This is a genomic window from Isoptericola croceus, assembly GCF_029382255.1.
GTDB classification, from domain to species: Bacteria; Actinomycetota; Actinomycetes; order Actinomycetales; family Cellulomonadaceae; genus Isoptericola; species Isoptericola croceus.
This window is the reverse complement of the sequence record NZ_JARLLG010000007.1, coordinates 164,656-189,393: the sequence shown is the minus strand read 5'-3', so window position 1 is coordinate 189,393 and position 24,738 is coordinate 164,656. Positions and strand designations below refer to the sequence as shown.

The 24,738-nt window shown below is 72.1% G+C and carries 17 protein-coding genes; 11 read left to right on the top strand and 6 right to left on the bottom strand.

What is annotated here, in order from left to right; genetic code table 11:
• The first annotated feature begins 57 nt into the window (after positions 1-57).
• Positions 58-585 (top strand): PH domain-containing protein, encoded by a 528-nt coding sequence (locus PZC42_RS15655; protein WP_277212497.1) that lies wholly within the window; start codon positions 58-60, stop codon positions 583-585.
• Complete coding sequence (locus PZC42_RS15650; RefSeq protein ID WP_277212495.1) at positions 582-2,255, top strand: PH domain-containing protein; 1,674 nt, start codon at positions 582-584, stop codon at positions 2,253-2,255. Before PZC42_RS15655 ends, PZC42_RS15650 begins: the two co-directional genes overlap by 4 nt.
• Here PZC42_RS15650 and PZC42_RS15645 read toward each other — a convergent pair.
• Positions 2,249-3,211 (bottom strand): hypothetical protein, encoded by a 963-nt coding sequence (locus PZC42_RS15645; RefSeq protein WP_277212494.1) that lies wholly within the window; start codon positions 3,209-3,211, stop codon positions 2,249-2,251. The two genes, PZC42_RS15650 and PZC42_RS15645, sit on opposite strands and share 7 nt — an antisense overlap.
• A 280-nt stretch (positions 3,212-3,491) precedes the next feature.
• Here PZC42_RS15645 and pepN point away from each other — a divergent pair, with 280 nt between their 5' ends.
• Positions 3,492-6,068 (top strand): aminopeptidase N, encoded by a 2,577-nt coding sequence (gene pepN / locus PZC42_RS15640; protein WP_277212492.1) that lies wholly within the window; start codon positions 3,492-3,494, stop codon positions 6,066-6,068.
• Between the two features lie 73 nt (positions 6,069-6,141).
• Here pepN and malQ read toward each other — a convergent pair whose 3' ends face one another.
• The gene (gene malQ, locus PZC42_RS15635; protein ID WP_277212561.1) at positions 6,142-8,310 is read right to left on the bottom strand and encodes a 4-alpha-glucanotransferase; all 2,169 of its coding nucleotides are present in this window, start codon (positions 8,308-8,310) and stop codon (positions 6,142-6,144) included.
• A 110-nt stretch (positions 8,311-8,420) separates the two neighbouring features.
• Here malQ and PZC42_RS15630 point away from each other — a divergent pair, with 110 nt between their 5' ends.
• On the top strand, positions 8,421-9,416 hold the full coding sequence (locus tag PZC42_RS15630; protein WP_277212491.1) for a mechanosensitive ion channel family protein: 996 nt from the start codon (positions 8,421-8,423) through the stop codon (positions 9,414-9,416).
• A gap of 49 nt (positions 9,417-9,465) precedes the next feature.
• Here the strand turns inward: PZC42_RS15630 and PZC42_RS15625 are convergent, their stop codons facing one another.
• Complete coding sequence (locus PZC42_RS15625) at positions 9,466-9,705, bottom strand: PTS sugar transporter subunit IIB (protein ID WP_277212489.1); 240 nt, start codon at positions 9,703-9,705, stop codon at positions 9,466-9,468.
• A gap of 138 nt (positions 9,706-9,843) precedes the next feature.
• Between PZC42_RS15625 and PZC42_RS15620 the strand changes: the two genes are divergently transcribed.
• From PZC42_RS15620 to PZC42_RS15605, 4 genes are read left to right on the top strand one after another with little or no spacing between them, the layout of a single operon-like run.
• A complete protein-coding gene (locus PZC42_RS15620) occupies positions 9,844-10,227 on the top strand; it encodes a globin (RefSeq protein WP_277212487.1) in 384 nt (127 codons plus the stop codon).
• A gap of 18 nt (positions 10,228-10,245) precedes the next feature.
• Positions 10,246-11,148, top strand: a complete 903-nt coding sequence (locus PZC42_RS15615) for an acyl-CoA thioesterase (RefSeq protein WP_277212485.1) — start codon at positions 10,246-10,248, stop codon at positions 11,146-11,148.
• Between the two features lie 45 nt (positions 11,149-11,193).
• Positions 11,194-11,481, top strand: coding sequence for a DNA topoisomerase IB-related protein (locus PZC42_RS15610; protein WP_277212484.1), 288 nt, complete (start codon positions 11,194-11,196; stop codon positions 11,479-11,481).
• A complete protein-coding gene (locus PZC42_RS15605) occupies positions 11,478-13,007 on the top strand; it encodes an SDR family oxidoreductase (RefSeq protein ID WP_277212482.1) in 1,530 nt (509 codons plus the stop codon). The genes PZC42_RS15610 and PZC42_RS15605 overlap by 4 nt, the downstream gene beginning before the upstream one ends.
• A 31-nt stretch (positions 13,008-13,038) precedes the next feature.
• On the opposite strand, the gene PZC42_RS15600 is transcribed toward PZC42_RS15605, so the two are convergent.
• The gene (locus PZC42_RS15600) at positions 13,039-14,877 is read right to left on the bottom strand and encodes an ABC transporter ATP-binding protein (protein ID WP_277212480.1); all 1,839 of its coding nucleotides are present in this window, start codon (positions 14,875-14,877) and stop codon (positions 13,039-13,041) included.
• Positions 14,878-14,981: 104 nt separating this feature from the next.
• Here PZC42_RS15600 and PZC42_RS15595 point away from each other — a divergent pair, with 104 nt between their 5' ends.
• Entirely contained in the window at positions 14,982-15,587 is a 606-nt protein-coding gene (locus tag PZC42_RS15595; RefSeq protein ID WP_277212478.1) for a TetR/AcrR family transcriptional regulator, read from the top strand.
• Between the two features lie 97 nt (positions 15,588-15,684).
• Here PZC42_RS15595 and PZC42_RS15590 read toward each other — a convergent pair whose 3' ends face one another.
• Positions 15,685-18,375 carry a glycoside hydrolase family 48 protein gene (locus PZC42_RS15590; RefSeq protein WP_277212475.1) on the bottom strand — a complete coding sequence of 897 codons (2,691 nt, stop codon included), beginning with the start codon at positions 18,373-18,375 and terminating at the stop codon, positions 15,685-15,687.
• Between the two features lie 101 nt (positions 18,376-18,476).
• The gene (locus tag PZC42_RS15585) at positions 18,477-21,089 is read right to left on the bottom strand and encodes a substrate-binding domain-containing protein (RefSeq protein WP_277212473.1); all 2,613 of its coding nucleotides are present in this window, start codon (positions 21,087-21,089) and stop codon (positions 18,477-18,479) included.
• 124 nt (positions 21,090-21,213) lie between these two features.
• Here PZC42_RS15585 and PZC42_RS15580 point away from each other — a divergent pair, with 124 nt between their 5' ends.
• Together PZC42_RS15580 and PZC42_RS15575 are read left to right on the top strand one after the other, a co-directional pair.
• Positions 21,214-22,263 carry a LacI family DNA-binding transcriptional regulator gene (locus PZC42_RS15580; protein ID WP_277212472.1) on the top strand — a complete coding sequence of 350 codons (1,050 nt, stop codon included), beginning with the start codon at positions 21,214-21,216 and terminating at the stop codon, positions 22,261-22,263.
• A gap of 112 nt (positions 22,264-22,375) precedes the next feature.
• On the top strand, positions 22,376-24,682 hold the full coding sequence (locus PZC42_RS15575; protein WP_308199843.1) for a glycoside hydrolase family 6 protein: 2,307 nt from the start codon (positions 22,376-22,378) through the stop codon (positions 24,680-24,682).
• The last annotated feature ends 56 nt before the right edge of the window (positions 24,683-24,738 follow it).

Here is a 24,738-nt window from a genome sequence, read left to right as displayed (position 1 = left end):
GGCGGACCATGACGTCTGGCACTCCCGCGCGAGCCGCAGGGGTGCCAGGCTGGCGGCATGCCGAACCTCCCGCCCCCGGACGTCGAGCCGCGCCCCGTCCCCCGGACGCTCCGCCCGCCCGTGCACCGTGTCGATCCCCGCGCCGTGCGCTGGTGGACACTGCGAGGGCTCTGCACGTCAGGGGTCGTCCTGCTCGTGCTGGTGGCGGTCGCCTGGTTGTGGGAGCCGGCCCGGGCATGGCTCACCGCACCGATCGTGCTGGCCGCCGTGTGGACGGCGGCCCGGACCCTCGTCGAACCACGGTGGCGGTCCACCGTGCACCGCTGGGAGACCACCGACGAGGCGGTCTACGGGCTGACGGGGTGTGTCGTGCGGGAGTGGCGGGTGGCACCGCTGTCCCGTGTCCAGACCGTCGACGCCGTGCGTGGGCCTCTCGAGCAGGCGCTCGGCCTCGCAACCCTGCGGGTCACCACGGCGTCGTCGAGCGGCGCGATCAAGATCGTCGGGCTGGACGCGGACGTCGCCGAAGCAGTCGCCGAACAGCTCACGCTCGTCGTGGAGCGTATCCCCGGGGACGCCACATGACGCGGCATCAAGGCGCCGACACCGAACCGGGCGCCGACACCCAGGTGGTCGACGAAACCGTCCTCGAACGTGAGGTTCCGGTGACCGCAGGCACCGCATCGTGGCTGCGCCTGGACGCCAAGATGATCTGGGTCGACGTCGCACAGTCCCTTCTGTCGCTGACACCCGCGGCGATCGCGACCTGGGTGATAGGCGTTGACCCGACCTGGGGTGCGATGTGGCCCTTCGTCCTCGTCGCCGTCCTCGGTGTGATCGGTGCCGCCCGCGATGCGCTGCGGTGGACCTTCACGCGCTACCGAATGTCTGACGAGTATGTCGAGCGCCGCACCGGCATCGTCGTACGGCGCTACCGCTCGGTGCGCCGCGACCGGATTCGTAGCATCGACGTGACGGCCAAGCTGCGTCATCGCCTCGCCGGGCTGCGGGTCGTCCTGATCGGCGCCGGGCAGCAGCTTGCCACCGGAGAGTCCGCGCTGTCCCTGGACGCACTGAACCGCCACGACGCCGCAGCGCTGCGTCAGACTCTGCTTTCGACGGAGTCGGTGGCGCCGGGAGCGCGAACCGCTCCCCCGGACCGCACAGACGTACCCACCGGGCCCAGCAGCGCGGATCGATCGGCCAAGCAGGTCATCGCACGGTTCCGGCCGTCCTGGGTCGTCTACAACGTCGTCGGTGTCTGGTCCGTGGTCGCCGCAGCGGGTCTGCTGTGGGGCGCGTACTGGCTCGTCGCGATGTTCGGCCTCGACCCCGAGACATGGATCCGGCAAAACCTCGGTCCGGGGGAGGTCGGCTGGACCGTCACGATCGGCATCACACTGATCGCCGTGTTGGTGATCGGCACCATGGCACGGGCCGTAGGGTTCTTCAGCACGCACTGGCGCTTCGAGCTCGCCCGGGTTCCCGGAGACGGTTCCACCCAGCTGCGTACGCGCCAAGGACTCTTGACCACACGCGAGGTCAACCGCGACGACCGCCGGCTACGCGGTGTCCACGTCTCGGAACCGGTGCTGTGGCGGTGGTTGGGGGTTGCCGACACCGAGGTGATCACCACGGGGCTGTCCATCTGGTCGGGGTCGACCTCGATCCTGCCCCGCGGCCCCCTCTCGGTCGCCCAGGGTGTCGCCGGAGACGTCCTCGAGATGACACCCGGCCCGTTTTCCCACCGGCTGGTGCCACACCCACGGGCCGCCCTGCGTCGTCGTCTCTGGTGGGCCACGGTCGTGGGCGCCGCGGTGACAGGAACGCTGGGGTGGCTCGCCTCGAACGGAGTCGTCCCGATGACGACGCTGTGGTGGGGTGCGGTGTCCTGGGCCTTCGCCCTCGCCAGTGCCGTGGTGGCGTACCGCTCTCTCGGCCACACGATCGCCGGCCGCTACCTCGTGGTCCGGTCCGGCCTGATGAGCCGGGCCACCACCGTGCTGCGGCGCGACGCCGTGAGCACGATCGCGCTGCGCGAGTCGATCCTGCAGCGTCGCCTCGGTCTGCGCACCGTCTCGGCGATGACCGCCGCCGGGTGGGGTGTCTACGAGGCTCCCGACATCGCGACCGACGAGGCCTTGGCCTTCGCGGTCGAGGCTGCTCCCGGCCTGCTCGAGCCGTTCCTCGAGAACGAGCCGGAGCCCGAGGACGCTCCCTCGCCCGTGCCGGTCCCCGGCCCGGCGCGTCAGTAGGTCCCGACTCCGGCCCGGGCCAGCGAGAAGCCCTTGCCCGTCGGGTCGTGCTGGCAGTACATGCCGTCCTGCCGGCTCGAACAGGTGAAGTCTCCTTCGGTCACCGAGTCGCCGTAGGCCACCTGGTCCCGCTTCTTCGGTGCCTTCTTCGGCTTGTCGGAGCCCGGGACGCACGGCAGGGCGACCGTCCCCTCCTCGTCCAGGGTGACCACGTAGCCGGTCGTGCCGTCGCAGTCCTCCACCGGAGCCGGCTGCTGGTTCAGCTCCGCGATCGCGCACGAGACCTGGTTCTCGAAGATCTCGCAGGAGATGTTGCGCGAGGGCGCGGCGAACTGGGCGACGGAAGCTCCCGGGTCCGCCACGTCCACGTCGGCGTCGCCCTCGTCCGCGTCGCCCTGGGCGTCCTGGCTCGCGACGGCGTCCGGGTCCGTGCCGGCGTCGACCGCCGGTGCGTCCGCACCCCTGAGCGCGTTGAACGCGAACCCGATCGCCACGATGATCAGGATCGCGTCGACCGCGATGAACGCGATCCACCCCGGAGTCAGCCGCGTGCGTCGTGACGGGGCCGGCGCTGCGGGGTTCTGTGCCGTGCCGGGCGGAGGCGCGGCCGACGCCTGCTGGTAGGCATACTGCTGGGGGGTGTACCCGTACTGCTGCTGCGGGGCCTGCTGAAAGCTCGGCTGCTGGTAGGCAGCCTGCTGGTAGGCAGCCTGCTGGTACGCGGGCTGCCGTACCGGCGCGGTGTACGACTGCTGCTGAGGCGCCTGCGGAGGGTGCACCTGGGTCGGTGCGGGCACAGCCGGGGCCGACGGCGCGGGTGCAGCCGGTATCGGGGCATGGACCGCCGTCGGCTGCTGCGCGGCCGTCGCCGGCTGCTGCACGACCGTCGCCTGGCCGTCGGGGAGCGAACCGGGTGCGAACGACGGCGGCGTCGACGCGGAGGCCGCACGTCGCACGGACGTGCTCCCAGCGTCGTCGCCCGGACCCTGCGGGGCAGGACCAGGCGGTGGGGGCGGCGGCACGGTGCCGGACATCGGAGCTCCCTCCCGGGACGGACGGCCGGTACGGCCGGCCGGCGCGCTGACGCGCACAGCGAAGGATGTCATGACCAGGTGACGCAGGTCGAACCCGTCCGAGAATCCATTCGGACGGCCGCGGCCGAGGTGGCATGATCGACGCACGCGACCGCGACGACCTCGTGGTCGTCGCCACCCGTCACCGTCCCAGGGAGCACCCGTGCCCGGAGAGAACCTGACCCGCGTCGAAGCGATCGAGCGCGCCGGGGTCATCACCACCGTCGAGTCGTACGCCGTCGACCTCGACCTGACCACCGGTCCGGAGACGTTCTCGTCCACGACCGTCATCCGGTTCTCCGCGACCGAGGGAGCGAGCACCTTCCTCGACCTGGTCGCCCCCACGCTCCGCGAGGTGACGCTCAACGGCCGCGCGCTCGACGTCGCCGAGGTCTTCGGCGACTCGCGCATCACCCTCGACGGGCTCACCGCCGAGAACGAGGTGCGCGTCGTCGCCGACTGCGCCTACATGAACACGGGCGAGGGTCTGCACCGCTTCGTCGACCCGGTCGACGGCGAGGTCTACCTCTACACGCAGTTCGAGGTCCCGGACGCCCGGCGCGTCTTCGCGACGTTCGAGCAGCCGGACCTCAAGGCGCCCTTCCAGCTCACCGTCACGGCCCCGGCCGCGTGGCACGTCGTCTCGAACCAGCCGACTCCGGAGCCGACGCCCGCCGAGCACGCCACGGAGCCCGAGGTCGCGGCCGCCCGCTGGGAGTTCGGGCCCACTCCGCGCATCTCCACCTATCTCGCGGCGCTGGTCGCCGGCCCGTACGCCGTGGAGCGCGGCGAGGTGACGTCGTCGGACGGTCGCACGATCCCGCTGGGCGTGTTCTGCCGCTCGTCGTTGTCCGAGCACCTCGACGCCGAGGCGATCATGACCACGACGCGCCAGGGCTTCGCGTTCTACGAGGAGACCTTCGGCGTTCCCTACCCGTTCGACAAGTACGACCAGCTGTTCGTGCCCGAGTACAACATGGGCGCGATGGAGAACCCGGGCTGCGTCACCTTCACCGAGTCCTACGTGTTCCGCTCCCAGGTCACCGACGCCGTGCGCGAGCGCCGCGTGGTGACGGTGCTGCACGAGCTCGCGCACATGTGGTTCGGTGACCTGGTCACCATGAGGTGGTGGAACGACCTGTGGCTCAACGAGTCGTTCGCCGAGTACGTGTCCACGCTCGCCACGGCCGAGGCCACCGAGTGGGAGGCCGCGTGGACCACGTTCAACGCGATGGAGAAGACCTGGGCCTACCGTCAGGACCAGCTGCCGTCCACGCACCCGATCGTCGCGGCGATCGACGACCTCGAGGACGTCCAGGTCAACTTCGACGGCATCACCTACGCCAAGGGCGCCTCCGTGCTCAAGCAGCTCGTCGCCTGGGTGGGCCGTGAGGAGTTCGTCAGCGGCGTCTCGGCCTACTTCCGCAAGCACGCCTGGGGCAACACCGAGCTCCCCGACCTCCTGGTCGAGCTCGAGGCCACCAGCGGGCGCGACCTGACGGCCTGGTCGAAGATCTGGCTCGAGACCGCCGGCGTCAACACGCTGCGGCCCGCGATCGAGCTGGACGACCACCGCCGGATCGCGGTGTTCCACATCGAGCAGACGGCACCTGCCGACCACCCGACGATCCGTCCGCACCGCCTCGGGATCGGCTGCTACGACCTCGACGAGACCGGCGCCGTCGTCCGCACGCGGTCCGTGCAGGTCGACGTCGACGGCGCGCGGACCTCGGTGCCCGACCTCATCGGCCTCACCCGGCCCCACCTCGTCCTGGTCAACGACGACGACCTGGCCTACGCCAAGGTCCGCCTGGACGACTCCTCGCTCGCCTTCGCCCTCGAGAACCTCTCACGCATCAGCGACCCGCTCGCCCGCTCGCTCGTGTGGGGCTCGGTGTGGGACGCGGTGCGCGACGGCGAGACCCCGGCATCGGCGTACGTCGACCTGGTGCTGGGCAACATCGCGGCGGAGACCGAGTCCACCACGGTCCGCACCACCCTGGCCCAGCTCGGTCTCGCCGCACGCTCGTACGTGGCTCCGGAGCGCCGGGCCGACACCCTCGAACGCGTCGGCGACACACTGTGGACGCTCGCGCAGAGCGCCGCCGCCGGCTCCGACCTCCAGCTGCAGCTCGTCAAGTACTTCGCGACGCTCGCCTCCACCGACGCCCACGCCGTCCCGCTGCGCGGGCTGCTCGACGGTTCGGTCGAGCTCGACGGACTGGCGGTCGACACGGACCTGCGCTGGGAGCTCCTGCAGGGGCTGGTCCAGCTCGGCGCGGCCGGCGACGACGAGATCGACACGGCCCTGGCCGACGACGACACCGCGTCCGGCCGCCAGGCTGCCGCCCGGGCCCGCGCGGCGACGCCGACCGTCGACGGCAAGGAGCGGGCGTTCGCCTCCGTGGTCGACGACGCCGACGCGCCCAACGCGATCATCCGGGCGACCGCCGCCGGTTTCGTCCAGGTGACCGACCCCGCCGTGCTCGCCCCGTTCGCCCAGCGCTACGTGGACGCGCTGCTGCCGATCTGGCAGACGCGCAGCTACCACATCGCCGAGGAGCTCATCGAGGGTCTCTACCCGGCACCCCTCGCGTCGGCGCGACTGCGGGACACCGTGCGCGGCTGGCTCGACACGCACGCCGACGCACCGGCCGCCCTGCGGCGGATGGTGATCGAGGCGCTGGCCGGCACCGAGCGAGCACTGGCCGCGCAGGAGGTCGACGCCGCCGCGCTCTGACGCCCGGCGCAGCACGGCGTACCGCAGCAGGTGGGCCCGGACCGACCGGTCCGGGCCCACCTGCGCGCAGCGCCTACCGGCCCGCGGCGACCGCGGCGAAGAGCGACCGCAGACGGGCGTTGTCGAAGAGGTCCTCGACGAGCACCACGTTCCCCGCCGAGTCCCCGAGCGGCACCTTCCAGTTCGGGTACTCGGTGTCGGTGCCGGGCTGGTTCTGGGCCCGGCGCTCCCCCACCGCGTCGACGAGCTGGACGCCCACCAGTGCGGCCGGCGAGCGTCGCAGGTACCGGTGCAGGGCCTCGACCACCTCACGTTCGGAGGGGTTGTCCCCCACGAGCCCCTGCTCGGCCAGCACCGCGACGGCCGCGTTCCGCTCGGCGCGCGCCTGCCCGCGCAACGCCTGGGCGTCCTCGGCGAGGAGGCCGAGACGCTCACGCAGGTCGACGTGCTCGCCGGCGAGGTAGCCCGCCGTCGGCGGCATGTCGTGGGTGCCGACGGTCGCGAGCGTCAGACGGCGGTAGTCCTGCGGCGCCGTCGGGCGGCCGTCGGTCTTCTCGAACCAGAACACGGACGTGCCGAGGACGCCGCGGTCGCCCAGGTACTCCCGGACCCACGGCTCGAAGACACCGAGGTCCTCACCGATCACCATGGCTCCGGCGCGCTGCGCCTCCAGGGCCAGGATGCCGACCAGGGCGTCGTGGTCGTAGCGCACGTACGCTCCCTGGTCGGGGCGGGCGCCCTCGGGCACCCACCACAGCCGGAACAGCCCCAGGATGTGGTCGACGCGCAGCGCACCGGCGTGCCGCAGCGCGGTGCGCAGCATGTCCCGGTACGGCGCGTAGCCGGCGCGCGCCAGCGCCCGCGGGTTCCAGGGCGGCTGGGACCAGTTCTGCCCCTGCTGGTTGTACATGTCGGGCGGGGCACCGACGCCGACGCCACGGGCCAGCACGTCGGCGTACGTCCAGGCGTCGGCACCGTCGGGATGCACACCGACGGCGAGGTCATGGACGATCCCGAGCCGCATCCCTGCCTCGACCGCCGTGCGCTGCGCCGCGGCCTTCTGCTCGTCGAACACCCACTGCAGCCAGGTGTAGAAGTCGATCCGCTCCGAGAGCCGCTCACGCACGGCCGCCACCGCCGGCGACGCCGGGTCGGCCAGCTCGGCGGGCCAGGGCGCGCCGGCGAGCTCCTCGGCGATCGCGCACCAGGTCGCGAAGTCTCGCAGGCCGGCGCCCTGGACGGCCACGAACTCCTCGAACGCCGCCTGCCGGGCAGCACGGCGCGGCGCGGTGCACACCACCTCGAGCGCGGCCTTCTTCGCGTCCCAGACGGCGTCTCGGTCGATGGGGCCGCCGTCACCGTCGAGATCCCGCACCGGGTCGGCTGCCCACTCCACCAGCGAGCGGTCGGCCGCCGACAGGTACGCCGTCTCCAGGATGTCCTCGACCCGGACATAGATCGGGTTCCCGAACCGGCGTGACGTCGGCAGGTAGGGCGACGGGGTCACCGGCGTGATCGGCTCGGCCGCGGACAACGGGTTCACGGCCACGAAGTCCGCCCCGGCGCGGTGGGCGGTGAGCCAGGCGAGATCGGCCAGGTCGGCCAGGTCCCCGATGCCCCACGAGGTGCGCGAGCGCACCGAGTAGAGCTGCGCGAGAACGCCCCACGCCTGGCCCCGGGCGAGCATGTCCGGCAGCTCCAGGCGGTCCGGGGTCACCACGAGGGTGGTGGACGACTCGTTCCCCTCGGCGAGAGCGTAGAGCGTGTGCCATCCCAGGGGAACGTCGGCGGGCACCGTGAACGTCGCTCGCCCCACCAGCCGCCCGTCGACCTCGCGCGGCTCGACGTAGACGTCGGACTGCTGCAGATCACGACGGGGGCGGACCGCGTGCCGCCGGGCGGCGGGCTCCGCCCCGTCCAGCTCGAGCCACACGTGCACCGACGCCCCGTCCGTCACGTGCACCGGAACGTGCGACGCCTGACCCTGGCGGACGACGACCGTCGCCGGCAGCACCGACCGCCACTCCTCGTCCCGTGCCCTGCGCACCCCGTGCGAGATCGCCTGCGGGCTCCCGGCGTCCACGCCGAGCGCCTCGAGCACGGCGACCAGGGTCGCGTCGGGCACCCGAGCCAGCCCGCCCCCGAACCGGTGGTACTCGGTGAGCACCCCGTGCGCTGCGGCGAGCTGGTGCAGCTCGGAGCGCGCGCCGTCGTCGGGCACGGTCTGGTCCATGTCCTTCATGCTCACGGGGACGATCCTGCCACTATCGGGCCCGCCGGGCAGACCCCCACGCCCGGAACCGGCTCGACGGCGGTATCTCGGCACCGGCGCCGGCGGTTACGGTGGCCCGCGTGAACTCCGCACTCCTCACCCCGGTTCCACCGACGGCAAGCACCCCGGACCCGTCCCCGACGACCGACCTCACGGACGGGATCGTCGACGCGGGCGAGTCGTTCTGGACCTGGTTCACCGGATGGCCGCTGCGCATCACGATCATCGTGGTGGTCGGCGTCGTCGTCCTGGTGCTGCTGCGCCGCCTCGTCTCGCACGTGACCGAGCGGATCGCGACCGGCGTTCCGCGAGCGACGGAGAAGGGCTGGAAGGCTGGGTTCCGCCGGTCGACCTTCGTCAACGACGCGTTGGTGATCGCCAACCCGCTGGCCTCCGCCCGCCGCGCCCAACGGGCCCGGACCGTGGGCTCGGTGCTCAACTCGACCGCGAACATCGTCGTCGGCGTCATGATCCTGCTGATGATCCTCACGGAGGTCGGCTTCAGGGTGGGGCCGCTGCTCGCCTCCGCCGGGGTGGCCGGCATCGCGCTGGGCTTCGGCGCCCAGTCCCTGGTCAAGGACTTCATCTCCGGCATCTTCATCCTCGTCGAGGACCAGTACGGCGTGGGCGACGTGGTCGACCTGGGTTCGGGCGCCGAGGGCGTCATCGAGGAGGTCCAGCTGCGGACCACGCAGGTGCGTTCGATCGACGGCACGTTGTGGTGGGTGCGCAACGGCGAGATCCTGCGAGCCGGCAACCGCACGCAGCAGTGGTCCCGTGCGCTCGCTGAGGTCCGGGTCCCGGTCGACGCGGACATCGACGTGGTGCGCGCCGCGCTCGGCCGCGCCGCGGACGCCGTCGCCATCGACCCGGAGCTCGCCGACCAGCTCCTCGAACCGCCGTCGGTCCGCGGTGTCGACGCCGTCACCGACTTCTCGATGACGTTCACGCTGCACGCGCAGGTCAATCCGGGCACCCAGTGGGACGTGTCGCGGGCGTTGCTGCGTGCCGCGCAGGCACAGCTGCGCAGGGCCAGGGTGCTGCGCGCCGACGCGGTCGGATCGACCGAGGACTGAGGCCGACGGCGGGCACGTCCTGAGACGTGCCCGCCGTCGCACGTGTCGGTCAGGCCGAGGCGAGGCGCCCGTCCAGCTCGGCAGCCAGGTTGTCCGCCTCGGGGCCGACGATCACCTGGATGATCCGGCCCGAGCGCACCACGCCGAAGGCGCCGGAGCTCTTGAGACCGTTCTCGTCGACGAGCTGGGGATCGGACACCTGGACACGCAGCCTCGTGATGCAGGGCTCAAGCTCGACGACGTTGGTGGTCCCGCCGAGTGCTGAGAGGATGTCGTCCGCCTTGCTCATTCGGTGTCTCCTCAGGAAGTGGTTCGTCGGATCGCGTCGTTGCAGGTCCGTTACCACCTTAACGTCTCGAGCCGACCGACGGGTTCCGGGTGACCATCGCCACGGTCCGTCGGCCCGCCGATCTGGGAAGATGTGGCGGTGACGACACCCACCTTCTACGACGATGTCGGCGGCCACACCACGTTCGAGCGCCTCGTGGACGTGTTCTACGAGGGCGTCGCGGGCGACGAGGTGCTGCGGCCCATGTACCCGGAGGAGGACCTGGGCCCGGCCAAGGAGCGCCTCGTCCTCTTCCTCGAGCAGTACTGGGGCGGTCCGACGACGTACAGCGAGCAGCGCGGACACCCCCGCCTGCGGATGCGGCACGCACCGTTCAAGGTCAACCCGGACGCCCGCGACCGGTGGCTGGCGCACATGCGCGCCGCCGTCGACGCCCTCGATCTCGCCCCGGCGCACGAGTCCCAGCTGTGGGACTACCTGGAGCGGGCGGCCTTCAGCATGATCAACACCTTCGAGGAATGAAGAGGAGTGAGTCTCAGCGTGACCGTGACCGACACCACCGGTGGCCCCCTCGACCAGCTGTTGGCCGCCCTCGACCTCCGGGAGATCGAGGGTTGGGGGCCGCGCGGCGAGGACGACCTCTGGCGTGGGGACTCCGTGCCCGGGCCCGGGCGGCGGGTGTACGGCGGGCAGGTGCTCGCCCAGGCGCTCCTCGCGTGCGGCCGCACGGTCGAGGACGACCGGCTCCCCCACTCGATGCACGCCTACTTCCTGCGTGAGGGGGCGCTCGACTCCCCGGTCGACTTCGCCGTCGAACGTCTGCGGGACGGCCGCTCGTTCAGTGCACGCCGTACCCACGCGATCCAGGCGAACCGACCGATCCTCTCCCTGACGGCGTCGTTCCAGGTGGACCAGCCGGGCTACGAGGCTCAGGTCCCGATGCCCGACGGCGTCCCCGCGCCAGAGGACGTGACGTCGACGTTCGAGGCCCTCGCGGGTGTCGACCACCCGGCGGCCAAGTACTGGTCCGAGGGCTCCGCGTTCGAGCTGGCGCACGTGGGCGGCTCCGTCTACCTCGGGGCCGCGCGCGACCCGCGGCCGGACCAGCTCGTCTGGATCCGCGCCCGCCACACGATCGCCTCCGACGACAAGCTGCTCCACCGGGCGCTGCTGGCGTTCGCCTGCGACCAGGTGATGCTCGAGCCGGTCCTGCGGCAGGCGGGCACGTCCTGGCTGGACGTCGGCGCGAAGGTGCCCATGGCCTCGCTCGACCACGCGATGTGGTTCCACCGCGACGCGCGGGCCGACGAGTGGCTGCTCTACGTCCAGGAGTCCCCCGGCGCCCAGGGCGGCCGCGGCCTGGGGCTCGCGCGGGTCTACGACCGTGACGGGGCGCTGGTGGCGACGATCGCCCAGGAGGGCATGGTCCGCCTGCCCGGCTGAGCCGTTCCCGGTGCGCGATGGCGCCGGCCGCTCCACACTGTCCAGGTGCGACTGCGCCGTGCGTCCCCGTCCGACGAGGGCTACTCGCGCCGTCGGAGGGGCGACGGCTGGGTGTTCCTCCGCGTCGACGGCATGCCCTTGACCGACGGCGTCGAGATCGCGCGGTGCCGGGAGCTGGCGGTGCCACCGGCCTGGCGGGACGTGTGGATCTGCCGCCACGCGAACGGGCACCTGCAAGCGTTCGGCCGCGGCGAGGCCGGGCGTGGGCAGTGCCTCTGCCACCCTCAGTGGCAGGAGCGCGCCGAGCGAGCCGTGCTGGAGCTGCTGGGATGAGGGCCGTCGTCACCGGGGTCACCGGCTACGTGGGCGGGCGGCTCGTGCCCGAGCTGCTCGCCGCAGGGTTCTCCGTCCGTGCCGTCTCGCGGGACCCCGCGCGGCTCGACGGGCGCGAGTGGGCGGACGACGTCGAGCGGGTGGCTGCCGACGTCGGCGACCTGGACGCCGTCCGCGCCGCCCTCGAGGACGCCGACGTCGCCTACTACCTGGTGCACTCCCTGGGGACGGGCCGCACGTTCGAGGCGGTCGACCGCCGCAACGCACTGACGTTCGCCCGTGCCGCCCGGGAAGCCGGCGTGGGCCGCATCGTGTACCTGGGCGGGCTGTACCCGGACGTCCCGGAGGGCGAGCTCTCCGCGCACCTGGCGTCCCGCAAGGAGGTCGAGGAGATCCTCCTCGCCTCCGGGGTGCCGACGGCGGTGCTGCGGGCGGCAGTGATCCTCGGCTCGGGCTCGTCCTCATTCGAGATGATGCGCTATCTCACGGAACGGCTGCCGGCGATGACCACGCCCCGCTGGGTGGACAACCGGATCCAGCCGATCGCGATCCGCGACGTGCTGCGCTACCTCGTCGGCGCGGCGACGCTCCCTCCCGACGTCTCGCGCGGGTTCGACATCGGCGGCCCCGACGTCCTCACGTATCGCGAGATGATGCACCGCTACGCGCGCGCCGCGGGGCTGCGACGGCGGATCATCGTCGGCGTGCCGGTGCTCACCCCGCGGTTGTCGAGCCACTGGGTCGGCCTGGTCACGCCCGTGCCGTCCGGGATCGCGAGGCCGCTCGTCGACTCGCTGCAGCACGAGGTGGTGTGCCGCAAGGACGACGTGCGCCGGTTCGTGCCCGACCCCGCCGAGGGGCTGGTGGGCGTCGACCGGGCGATCGAGCTGGCCCTCGCCCGCATCCACGACGGCGAGGTGACCACGCGCTGGTCGTCGGCCTCGGTGCCGGGGGCCCCGTCGGACCCGCTGCCCACCGACCCGGACTGGGCGGGCGGATCCCTGTACGTCGACGAGCGACGCACCGTCGTCGAGGCCCCGCGCGAGGTGCTCTGGCAGGTGATCGAGGAGATCGGCGGCCAGGGTGGGTGGTACTCGTGGTCGCTGGCGTGGCGGGCACGCGGCCTCCTGGACCGCCTGGCCGGTGGTCCCGGTCTGCGCCGCGGTCGTCGCGACGAGCACCGCCTGCGGGTCGACGACGTGCTGGACTTCTGGCGCGTCGAGGCGATCGAGCCGGGCGAACGCCTCCTGCTGCGCGCCGAGATGAAGCTGCCGGGCCTCGCCTGGCTGGAGCTGCGCGTCGACGAGGCGGCGGCGGAGGCCACGGACGCCGACGACGGCGGCCCGTCTCTCCAGGACGCCACCGGCCCCGGACGGACCTACTTCGCCCAGCGGGCGCTGTTCCACCCGCACGGTCTGGCCGGGCAGGCCTACTGGTGGTCGGTCGCCCCGTTCCACGGGGTCGTCTTCGGAGGGATGCAGCGGAACGTGGCTCAGGAGGCCGAGCGGCTCGCCCAGGACCGCTGACCGCGCACAGACCACCCGCCATCGCCGAGGTTCAGTTCCGCTCCGATGCCACGGGCTCGGCCTCCGTGTCACGGTGGCGCTGGATGCGGAGCGCCGCGACGAGACCGCGGTAGAGCGGGCTGTCCTCGAGCAGGTTCTCGTGCGAACCGCGGGCCACGACCTTCGCGTCGTCCATCACGACGATCTCGTCGGCATCGAGGATCGTCGACAGTCGGTGGGCGATCGTGACGACGGCGCGGTGCCGGGCCCGATCGGCGATCGTCTCCTGGATGGCGGCCTCGGTGAGGCCGTCCACCTGGGCGGTGGCCTCGTCCAGCAGCAGGATCGGCGGGTCCGCCAGGAGGGCGCGGGCGAGGGAGATCCGCTGACGCTGCCCACCTGAGACGTTCGTGTCCGCCAGCCTCGTGTCCAGGCCGTGCGGCAACGACTCGATCTTGTCCGTGAGATGAAGCTTCTCGAGGATGCTCACGATCGCGTCGTCGGAGGCCTCCGGATTCGTGAACAGCAGGTTGTCACGGATGGTGCCGGGCACCACGGGCGTCTCCTGCTCGACATAGGCGAAGGCGCTCCGGATCTGCCCGTGGGCGAGCTCGACGTAGGGGGTGCCGCCGAGCCGGATCTCGCCTGACTCCGGTTCGAGGAAGCGCAGCATGAGGGCCAGCAGCGTGGTCTTGCCGGCGCCGGAGGGTCCGACGAGGGCCAGGTGTCCACGGCGGGGAACGGTCAGGTCGATGCCGTCGACGGCGGGGTCGGCGTCGGGCAGGTACCGCGCCACGACGCCGGTCATCTCCAGAGCCGGCGCGGCGGGATCGCCGACGGGCGCCGCGGCGCGCACGGCGCCGGTCCGGACGGGACCGTCCGGCACTCCCCGGCCCTGCGGGGTCACCGGAACGTCGGCGTCCGGGTCCTCGACCGGCATCTCCTCGATCTGCCGGATCCGGCCGGCGGCGGCGATCCCGGACTGGAGCGTCGTGAGGTTCTGCGTCAGCTCGGTCATCGGGCCCATGAGGCCCCAGACGTAGAGCAGGAAGGCCACGAGCGTGGAGACGGTGATGTCCCCCTCGGCAACCCGGTAGGCGCCCAGGGCGAGGACCACGATGATGGCGCCGTCGATGCCGATCCCGGCTGCTGTCCACGCCCCGGCCTGGATGCGCACGGAGCGGATGCTGTGCCGGCGCGACTCCCCGACATGACGGAGCAGGCTCGCGAGCCGGCGCGACTCGGCGCCGGAGGACTTCACCGTCTTGAAGGCCCTGACCGTCCCCTCCAGCTCCGAGCCGAGGTCGCTGAGCGCGGCCTGCGCCTTCTCCTCGACCACGGCGATCCGTGGCATGAGCACCGAGAAGACGACGAACACCAGGGCGACGGCGGCCAGCGTGGTCAGCAGGAGCGTGACGTCGAGATGCGCCATGAGGACGAAGGAGCCGACGAGCATGATGACACCGTTGATGAGACCGATGATGCTCGAGGAAGCCGCCTGGTTGAGCAGGACGGTGTCCGAGGTGACGCGGGTGACCAGCTCACCGGGCCCGCGGGAGATCAGGGCGAAGACCCGCGTGCCGAGGTAGCGCCGGATCATCCGGCGCCGGGCGTCGTAGACGATGTCCTCGGCCAGCCGCCCCAGGAGGACCCACTGGAACCAGCCGACGGCCGCGCCGAGGACCAGCAGTCCGACCAGGACCAGGACGGGGTCGCGCAGCGACTCCCCCACGGCCAGGGTGTCGAGCACCCACTTGGTCACCAGGGGGCTGGCCAGACCCATCGCGGAGACCATCAACGAGAGCAGGAGCCCCAGGAGCAGGGTCCGCGTGTGCGGCCTGGCGAAGGACCACAGGATCGCCATGCGGGACGAGGAAGGGGTGGCCGACACCGTCCGGTCCAGATTGAGTGCTCCATCCATGGCTCTTAGTAGAACATCTATGTCCTATCTCAGGCAAGAGGTGTCGCAATAGAGGGCACTTGTAGAGTACGGCCATGAGTGAACGCACCGCGGTCCGCGAGCGCACGCGACGAACCCTGCTGCTCGCGGGCATCGAGGTGCTCTCCGGCACACCCGCCGCACCGCTCGGCGAGGTCGCCACCCGCGCCGGCGTCGCCCGGAGCACGCTGCACCGCTACTTCTCGGACCGGAAGGCACTCATCGCGGCGATCTCCGACTTCACCGCGGTGGAGTACGAAGCCGCCGTCGCCAGGGCGTCCGTCGAGGACGGCACGGGACTGGAGGCGTTCAGGCGCTTGTGCCTCGAGCTCATGGAGTCGCTCGACATCCTGGCCTGGTGGATGGGAGCCGGGCTGACCGCCACGGCACAGGACGGCGAGAGCGAGGCCGCCGTCGCGGCCGGCTCGGATGTGACGGACGAGACCGACGAGGAACGGCTCCGCGAGCTCGTCGCGCGAGGACACGACGACGGGACGATCGACCCGGCGCTGAGCGCGGAATGGGTGGAGAGCCTGTTGTGGTCGAACCTCTACGCCTGCCACCATCTCCAGCGATCGGGGTCGGTGACGGCGTTCGACGTCCGTAGCCAGGCACTGCGTGGGCTGCTCAAGGCGGCCGCCGCCGACCCGACGCGCGTCTGACTGCCCCACCACGCCCGAGAGCGGCCGGGTGGCTGCGTCGTGTACGACGCAGCCACCCGACAGCTCTCGACAGGTTCAGCTCTCTACGTCGGGCGGATCAGCCCGCCGGAACCGTCCCGGTGCAGGCGAGCTCCTGCGCGGCCGGTGGTGCGCCGTTGCCGATGAACCCGACCGTGGTGGCCTGGCCCGCGCCGAGGTTCGCGTTCCACGACTCCGGGGTGACGACTCCGCCGGTGAGCGTGCCGCCCCACATGTTCGACGTCGTCAGGCCGTCGGGGACGACGACCTCCCAGCCCTGGACCCCGCCGTCGCCCCCGGTGACGGTGATCGCCCCCTGGTACCCGCCCGACCAGGAGCTGGCCGTGGAGTACTCGGCCGTGCAGGCGCCGGCCGGCGGCTCGGTCTCGCCCTCGCCCGTCGTGACGCTCACGGCCTCGGAGGCCGCCGAGACGTTGCCTGCGGCGTCCCGCGCCGTGACCGTGTACGTGTACTCGGTCAGCTCCGCGAGGCCTGCGTCCGTGAACGACGTCGTGGTGCCGCCGACGCTGCCGACGACCGCTCCGTCACGGCTGACGTCGTACCCGGTGACCCGGACGTTGTCCGTGGATGCGCTCCAGGTGAGCTGCACCGCCGTGCCGTCGGCCGTCGCCGCGAGGTCCTGCGGCACCGTGGGCGCCTCGGTGTCCTCCGGCGGCTCCGGCGAGTCGCCGAAGAGCCGGTCGTAGTCGGCGAGCGCCGTGGCGACCGCCGTCTGCGCCCAGAAGCGGTGGTACGTGAACTCCGGGGCGTCGCCACCGTCGAGGTGGGCCTGCACCTTGTCCCACTGCGGGTCGTCCAGGTAGAAGGACCGGATGTCGAGGAACGACACCCCGGGCTCGATGACGTCGCCGTTGGGCATGGTGCCGCTCCAGCCCTCGGGGACGTAGATGCCGTCGCCGCCGGGCTCGGTGAGCACGTCGTCGAAGCGCGAGTAGTCGCCGCGCGTCTCGGTGGACGCGACCCCGAGCGGGTCGCTGTTCTGCGTCCAGATGGCCTCGAGCAGGTCGTGCGCCGTCTGCTGGGCGGCGGCCTTCGTGGGGCTGTCCCCGGCTGTCGCGGCGTAGTACATCAGCGTGCGGGCGAGCGCGCCGGCCACGCCGACGTCCTGCCCGTAGCCAGTGACCTCGACGCTGAGCCCGGAGTTGTCGCCCGGGTTCGCGGGGTCCCAGTCGTCGGGCTGACCGGACCATCCCAGGTTCGAGGGGATCTGCCAGGAGTCCTCGGTGATGGTGATGTGGTCGATGACCCACGGCGCCCACTTGTCGAGGATGGCCTCGGCCCGCTCGTCCCCGGTCTCGTGGTAGAGCTGCGCGATCCGCTCCACGCCCCAGCCCTGCATGCCCATCCACTCGTTCGACGGCGGGTCGTGGTAGACGGGCGCCTCGGTGTAGGCCATGCCGTAGAAGGTGGCGACATCGTCGGGACGGTCTGCGTAGTGCCCGTCCCAGCTGTTGGTGGAACCGCCCGCGATGCCTCCCTCGGGCGCCTGCAGCCACTGGAAGAGCTCGATCTGTCGATCGAGGCTCTCCGACCAGTCGGTCTGCGCGGTGGGCGAGGCCGGCGTCAGCGCCGGGTCGTTCGCGAGCGCCCAGGCCGCCATCGGGTTCTGGTAGCCAAAGTGCGCGTGGCTCGACCCGATCCGCCAGGCCCACGGCGCGGACGCGTCGAGCGCGCCGCCCCAGGCGTAGTACCAGGACAGCAGGTAGTGGGCACTGTCCTTGCCGGTACCGGCGGGGCAGGACGGCGACTCGCAGCCCGGCGTCTTGAAGTACTTGTCGAACAGCGAGTAGCGCAGGTAGTCGCCCATCTTCGAGGCCTTGCCGACGGTGTCGGCCACGGCCTCGGGCTGGCCCTGCTCCCCGGCGAACTTGTTCGCCCAGTAGGCGGCCTCCACGGCGCGCGCGTCGGCGTCGGGGGCGTTGGTGTACTTCCACTGCTTCGCGTAGGAGGCGTCGCCCGTGAAGAGGTCGAGGTAGCCGTTCTCGCCGCCGAACGAGAAGTCGTCGATGGACGGCTGCGGGATCGTCTCCCAGACGGACTCCTGCGGACCGCGCTGGAACGTGTTGATGTAGCTGGTGCCCTCGTGGTCCGGGCCGAGCAGCTCCGAGGAGCCGGGGGCAGCACCGAACCCGTAGACGTTGTCGACGTCCGCGAGCCAGTGCATCCCGTAGATCTCGTCCGTGCCGTAGGACTGCTGCAGCTCACCGGCGATCGGGTCCGCGCCCACGGAGACGCCGGGATCGAGCTCGGAGGGGTACGCGCTGGGGTGGTTGAACTCGGGCGCGTACGTCGCGGGGCTGCCCGGGTTGTAGGCGGCGTTCGTGGGCTGGTTCTCCGTCGTGGGGATCATGTACTGCTCGAGGATGTCCCAGGCATGGTTGAACGGCTCCCAGTCGCCGGTGACCTGCCCGTACGACGTCTCGAGCCACAGCCAGAACGAGTAGGCCTCGCTCGTGGTCTCGTGCCCGTGGTCCGGCGCCTCGACCATGAGGGTCTCGACCGCGTGGTACGGGATCCCTTCAGGCGAGAAGTAGCCGTTGGCGGGGTCGTGGACCTTGTCGTACAGCTCGAGGAACCGTTGGGTGTACTCACCGCCGGTGTCCAGGTCGCCGAGCGCGGTGACGACGGGTGCGGCGGGTGCGGCCGTGGGTGGGGCCGCGCCGGCCGGGACGGCCGCGAGGAGTGCGGCCAGCGTGGCCGACGCCGCGGCCCCGGCCAGCAGGCGGGAGCGGATGGGTGCGCGATGCATGGTGCAACCTCTCTTCGTTGAGCGGACACCTCGACCATCGACGAGTGGAAGCGATCCCACAACGCGGCGAAACGTTTAGGGCAATGGCGCCACCCACGACGTCAGGCGTGCGCGTCGACCGTGGCCTGCCAGGGCGGGACGTCGACGTCACGGCGCAGCGATGCTTCGACTCGCTCCATGACGTGCGTCGCGACGAGCCGCGTGCCGGTCGGCTCCGTGGTGGCTACCCGTCGGACGTCGGCGCCTGCGCCGAGGACGGTGGCGAGACGTGCGGCCCGGTGCTGGGCCGACCTGCCGTCCTGCCCGTCCAGCAGCACCGCGACACCACCCGCCCCCACCGCCGTGGCGCAGTCGTCCTCGTCGAGCTCCCCGTGCAGACGGTGATGGACCGGACCGGCCGGGGCATCGGGCAACGACACGGCGAGGACCTGCCAGGAGTATGCGGGCAACCTCCGCCGCCGCCGGATCGCCCGGTCGAGCCGGTCGAGGAACAGCTCGCGCGACACCAGTCCGGTATCGGCGTCGACGAACGACCGCTCGACCGGTACCAGCGCCCGCGGCGCCGTCTCGGCGACCACGGCCATCGCCCCCACCAGGCGCACCGGCCGGTCCCCGGCGTCGTGCACGGACACCGCCCGGCACCGCACGCTCAGGTAGGTGCCGCCGGCACCACGCACGCGGTGCTCGACGTCCAGCGGCTCACGCGTGCCGGAGAGCTGCGCGGCGACGGCGGCATGCACCCGCCGGACGTCCTCGGGGTGGACGCGCGAGAACCACTCGCGCGGGTCGTCCGCGAGCGAGGCCCGGTCCTGACCCACGATCCGCGCCCAGGCCTCCGAGTAGTGCACGGTCCCGGCGTCGACGTCCCAGTCCCACGTGCCGTCGTTCGAGGCGATCGAGACCAGGGCGGAACGCTCCTCACCTGCCGCCACGTCGAGCGCGAGCGCCCGCTCCCGCTCGGCCTCCTCGACCAGCCGGCGGCGCTGGGTCTGCAGGTCGGCCAGCGACTCCTCCGCCTCGAGCGCCACGGCGAGCATCGCCGCCCAGTGGTTGTAGCGTGCCCGCGTGCTCGTCGCCCGCGAGTCGACGAGACCACCCACAGCGAGGAAGCCCCGGTCGACGCGGCCGAACGCGACCGGGACGACGACGGTCAGCGAGCGCGGGTCGGTCAGTCCAGGTGGTGGGAACTCGTGCGACGACATGGACCGGCCCACCAGGTGCTCACCGCACCCCCGCGCCCCGACCACCCGCAGCACCCGTTCGCCAGGTCTGGCCAGATCGTCCTCCCACAACGCGAGCGCGGCCGTCGAGGTGCGCGCCCGCGGCATCCAGTCGAGCCGCCGCAACGACTCGCCGTCGGCGCGCATCAGCTCCAGGTCCACGAGGTTCTGGTCGACGAGATCCTGCTCGAGCCGACCCGCCCGCGCGAGGTCACCGTGCGCGCACCCTCGCGCGAGAGCCACGACGACCTGGCAGAGCGCCTCCTCGACGGCCTCTGCGGCCTCGGGCTCGAGGCCTGCGACGACCGGGGGCTCGTCCCCTCGCGCACCCGCCGCGGCCGCACGGACCGACAGCCGCTCACGCACCCGCGCACTCTCGACGCGGAGCGCCGGGACCAGCTGTTCGAGCGCTCCGGGCCCCGGTCGCAGGGTGGCGGTGCGGTCGCCGAGCGCCCGTAGCGCGGCGGCCGGCGGTCGCTGGGCGGTCGCGACACTCGCCTCGATGAGCTGTCGCACCATGGTGAGCCAGGCGTCCGTCGCCCCCGGGTTGCGCACCTCGTCGGCGCGGGCGAAGACGACCCGCGCCACCGTGCCGAGCGGGTCCGGGTCGTGCCGCGGCGTGCTGCCGGCCGTGACCACCGCGCTCCGCGTGCCGCGGGCGCAGCCGCACGACTCGCGCATCACCAGTGCCGCGGTCTCGAGCCGGTGCACGCCCCCGACCTGCTCGCCGCGCACCCTGGCCAGCACGAGCTCGGCCGCACGCTCCCCCACAGCGTCGTGCATGGGGTCGACCGACGTCAGTCGGGGCCACGTGCGCGCACCCACGTCCGAGTTGTCGAAGCCGACGACGGCCTGGGCGACAGGCACCTCCAGCCCGGACTGGTGCAGACCGCGCAGGAACCCGATCGCGTTGCGGTCGGTGGCAGCGACAGTCGCGGTCGTCGGCATCTCCTGGGCCGCGAGCCGCCGGGCCACCGACTCCGCGGCGGCCTCCTGGTTGTCACGGGCCCGGTAGACGTGCTCCGGTGCATGGTCCAGGCCGTGGGCCGCCAGCGCGTCGCGGAACGCGTCGTACCGCTCGGCGATGTCCCGCTGGTCGGTGCTCCCGAGGAACCCGATGCTGCGATGACCGTGCTCGACGAGGTGATCGACGGCGGCCCGCACGCCGCCGACGTTGTCGGGAGACACGGCGGGGGCCCTCAGGTCGTCGGGCTGCACGCCGAGCGTCACGACCGGGACCGGCGACGCGTCGAGGCGCCGCAGGTCGTCGTCCGCGAGCGCGCTGGTCACGACGACGAGACCGTCGTACGCCTCCAGGCCCGGCGCAGCCCGGCGATAGGGCGGGACGGGGAACTCGTCCCGGTCGATGTCGGCCGGGTACGTCTGCACCGCGATGAGCCGGTGCCCCTCCGCCCTCAGGACGCGCGCCATCCCGGCGAGCATCCGCCCGAAGTAGTAGCCACCCACGACCGGGCACAGGACACCGATCGTCATCGGCCTGCCAGGTTTTCTGCCGGCACGTGTCCACGTCGACACCTGCACCACCGTCCTCGCCATCGAGTCCTGCGCGCGCCCCCGCAGATGCATCATGCCCTGAAAAGCGGCAGAGTGTGGGAGCGTGCCCAGAACGCAACGTGGCGGAAGCGCCCATCCAGCCTCCGGACGTCGCGTCACGATCACCGACGTCGCCCGTGCCGCCGGGGTCTCCATCGCCGTGGTGTCCTACGCGCTCAACGGTCGCCAGGGAGTGTCCGAGAGCACCAGGCGCCACGTGCTCAAGGTGGCCGCGGACCTCGACTGGCGACCCAACGCAGCCGCGCGGTCCATGCGTTCTGCCGCCGTGACCAGCGTCGGGCTGCAGGTCCTCGACGGAGCCAGCGCCACCCACAGCCGGTCGGCCGGCCTCGACCTCGCCGGTGGTCTGCGGGGCGCGCTCGGCGACGTCGCGCTCGCGGTCGAGGTCGCGACGGACCGGGAGGCCGGCGCGAAGGACCTCGAGCGGCACTGGAGCGAACGGCGCCACACCGCGTTCGTCGTCCAGGACCTCCTGCTCGACGATCCTCGCAGCCGCGTCGCGGCACGGGTCGGAGCGCGGATCGTCGGAGCCACCCCGCCCGGGGTGGGGACGGCCGGCGTCGAGCGCGGGGTGTGGTTCGACGGCGACGCGGAGGCCGCCGTCGGGCGCTATCTCGTCGACCTGGGCCATCGCCGGGTCGTGCTGGTCGCGGCGGACGCCGACGCCGACGTCACCCGGGCGCTGCATGCGGGGTTGCTGGCCGCCACGGCCGGCCTCGTGGCGACGGTCGACGTCGTCGAGGCGGCCTCGGCCCCGGAGGCCGGGGCGGCAGCCGCACGGCTCCTGGCGGACCAGGGCCGGCCGTCGGCCGTGGTCACCGACGGCGACATCACGGCGCTGGCTGTGCTGGAAGCGGTCCGCCATCGCGGCCTGCAGGTCCCCTGGGACGTGTCCGTGGTCTCCGGGGCCGATGCCGAGACCTGCCGCCTCGTGGACCCACAGCTCACCGCCGTCTCTCGGCCGTGGTGCGCGATGGGAGTGCCGATCGCGTTCGCGCTGGGCGTCACGGCCGACGGCCCGGTCCCGGACCCGCCCTGCGCCCGGCTGGTGATCCGCGGCACGACCGCCCCGCCGTCCACGCCCGGTTCCTAAACGTTTCGCGAGGATGCGCGTGGGAGCGCAACCAGTCCACGTTGGGGACATCGGTCGAACCGTCCGACGCACGGGCGACGAAGCCCGTGCTCCCCGATCTCTGGAGGATCCCGTGCGATCTCGATCCTTGCGGCCCCGCAACGAGGCGATGGCCCGACCCGTCGCCGTGGCGGCGACGCTAGCCCTGGCCGCGGTCCCGCTCATGGCCACCACCACCGCGTCGGCGGCAGAACGTGTCGACAACCCGTTCGTCGGTGCCGACCAGTACGTCAACTCCTACTGGTCGGACAACGTCGTGGACGCCGCGGCGCAGGTCGGCGGCGCCCTCGGCCAGCAGATGCTGGCCATCGCCGACACCCCGACCTCGGTGTGGATGGACCGCACGTCGGCGATCGAGGGCAACGTGGACGGCCCCGGGCTGCGCTACCACCTCGACGCCGCGGTCGAGCAGCAGCAGGGCGACACGCCGATGGTGTTCAACCTGGTCGTCTACAACCTGCCGGGCCGCGACTGCTACGCGCTGGCGTCGAACGGCCTGCTCGAACCGACCCCCGCCGGCATGGCCGAGTACAAGAACGACTACATCGACGTCATCGCCGACATGCTGGCCGAGCCGCAGTACGCCGACCTGCGCGTCGTGGCGACGATCGAACCGGACTCGTTGCCGAACCTGGTCACCAACATCTCCCACGAGCCGTGCCAGGTGGCCGAGCCCTACTACCGCGAAGGGACCGCCTACGCGCTCGACCGGCTCTACGAGGCGGGAAACGTCTACTCCTACATCGATGCGGCGCACGCCGGCTGGCTGGGCTGGGACAGCAACGCAGGCCCCGCGGTCGACGTGTTCAACGGGGTCGTGAACAGCACCGAGCACGGCTACGACACGGTCGCCGGGTTCGTCACCAACACCGCGAACTCGACGCCCCTGCGCGAGCCGTTCCTGGAGGACGAGCCGTTCGGCAACGGCGGGCAGGTACGTCAGGCCGAGTGGTTCGAGTGGAACCGCGACTTCGACGAGCTCGACTGGACCGAGCACCTGTATTCGCTCGCGGTCTCGGCGGGGTTCCCGTCGGACATCGGGATGCTCATCGACACCTCTCGCAACGGCTGGGGTGGCCCCGACCGACCGACGGCAGCGAGCACGTCGACCGATCTGGACACCTACGTCGACGAGTCCCGGGTGGACCGCCGCACCCACCGCGGCGCCTGGTGCAACCCGGCCGGCGCGGGTCTCGGCGAGCGTCCCACGGTCGCCCCGACGGACAACCCGGCATCGCACCTGGACGCCTACGTCTGGGTCAAGCCGCCGGGCGAGTCCGACGGCAACTCCGAGGAGATCCCGAACGACCAGGGCAAGAACTTCGACCGCATGTGCGACCCGACGTTCAACTCGCCCAAGCTGTCCGGCAAGCTCACCGGTGCCCTCGGGGGCGCTCCGCTGGCGGGCCAGTGGTTCCAGGACCAGTTCGAGATGCTGGTGGCCAACGCCTACCCGGCGATCGACGGCGGCTCGGTCGAACCCGACACGGAGGCACCGACCGCACCGGGCGGCGTCGTGGCGACAGGCACCACCGCGACGTCGGTCGACCTGGCGTGGGACGCCGCCACCGACAACATCGGCGTCACCGGGTACACCGTCCTCGTCGACGGCGAGCCGGCCGGCACCAGCGGCACGACGTCGTTCACGCTCACCGGGCTGACGCCGTCGACCACCTACGAGGTGACCGTCACCGCCCGCGACGCCGCAGGCAACGTCTCACCGGCGTCGTCCCCGGTGAGCGTGACGACGGACGAGGCCACCGGTGGTGAGGACACCGAGGCACCGACCGTTCCCGCGGGCCTGACCGCGGACCAGGTCACCTCCTCCTCGGTGCAGCTGTCCTGGGACGCCTCGACCGACGACACCGGGGTCGCCGGCTATCGCGTCCACCGCGACGGCGAGCTCGTGGCGGACGTGGCCGGGACCTCGGCCACCGACGGCGGCCTGGACGCCGGGACCACCTACTCCTACACCGTGACCGCCTACGACGCCGCGGGCAACGCGTCGGCGCCCTCCGAGGCGTTGTCGGTCACGACCGAACCCGGCGACGTCACCCCGGGTGGCGGCTGCACGGTCGACTACGCGGCGAACTCGTGGAACAGCGGGTTCACCGGATCGTTCGTCGTGACGAACGACTCCGACGCGACGATCGAGGGCTGGGAGCTGACGTTCACCTTCGCCGACGGGCAGACGATCGACCAGATCTGGTCGGCACAGGTCTCACAGTCCGGGGCCGCCGTCACGATCACGCCGGCGGCGTGGACAAGCACGATCGCACCGGGCGAGTCCGTCTCGTTCGGCTTCAACGGGTCGCACTCCGGCACGAACACCGCGCCGGACGACTTCGCCCTCAACGGCGTGATCTGCACCACCCCCTGACCCTCCTCTCGTTGTGGGCGGAGAATCTGGCCCGAATCGTGCGGTATGCACTGTTC

Coding starts and splice junctions, on each gene's coding strand:
- PZC42_RS15655 (WP_277212497.1), top strand. CDS start 58: ATGCCGAACCTCCCGCCCCCGGACGTCGAGCCGCGCCCCGTCCCCCGG.
- PZC42_RS15650 (WP_277212495.1), top strand. CDS start 582: ATGACGCGGCATCAAGGCGCCGACACCGAACCGGGCGCCGACACCCAG.
- malQ (WP_277212561.1), bottom strand. CDS start 8,310: ATGAAGGACATGGACCAGACCGTGCCCGACGACGGCGCGCGCTCCGAG.
- PZC42_RS15625 (WP_277212489.1), bottom strand. CDS start 9,705: ATGAGCAAGGCGGACGACATCCTCTCAGCACTCGGCGGGACCACCAAC.
- PZC42_RS15605 (WP_277212482.1), top strand. CDS start 11,478: ATGAGGGCCGTCGTCACCGGGGTCACCGGCTACGTGGGCGGGCGGCTC.
- PZC42_RS15595 (WP_277212478.1), top strand. CDS start 14,982: ATGAGTGAACGCACCGCGGTCCGCGAGCGCACGCGACGAACCCTGCTG.
- PZC42_RS15590 (WP_277212475.1), bottom strand. CDS start 18,375: ATGCATCGCGCACCCATCCGCTCCCGCCTGCTGGCCGGGGCCGCGGCG.
- PZC42_RS15585 (WP_277212473.1), bottom strand. CDS start 21,089: ATGACGATCGGTGTCCTGTGCCCGGTCGTGGGTGGCTACTACTTCGGG.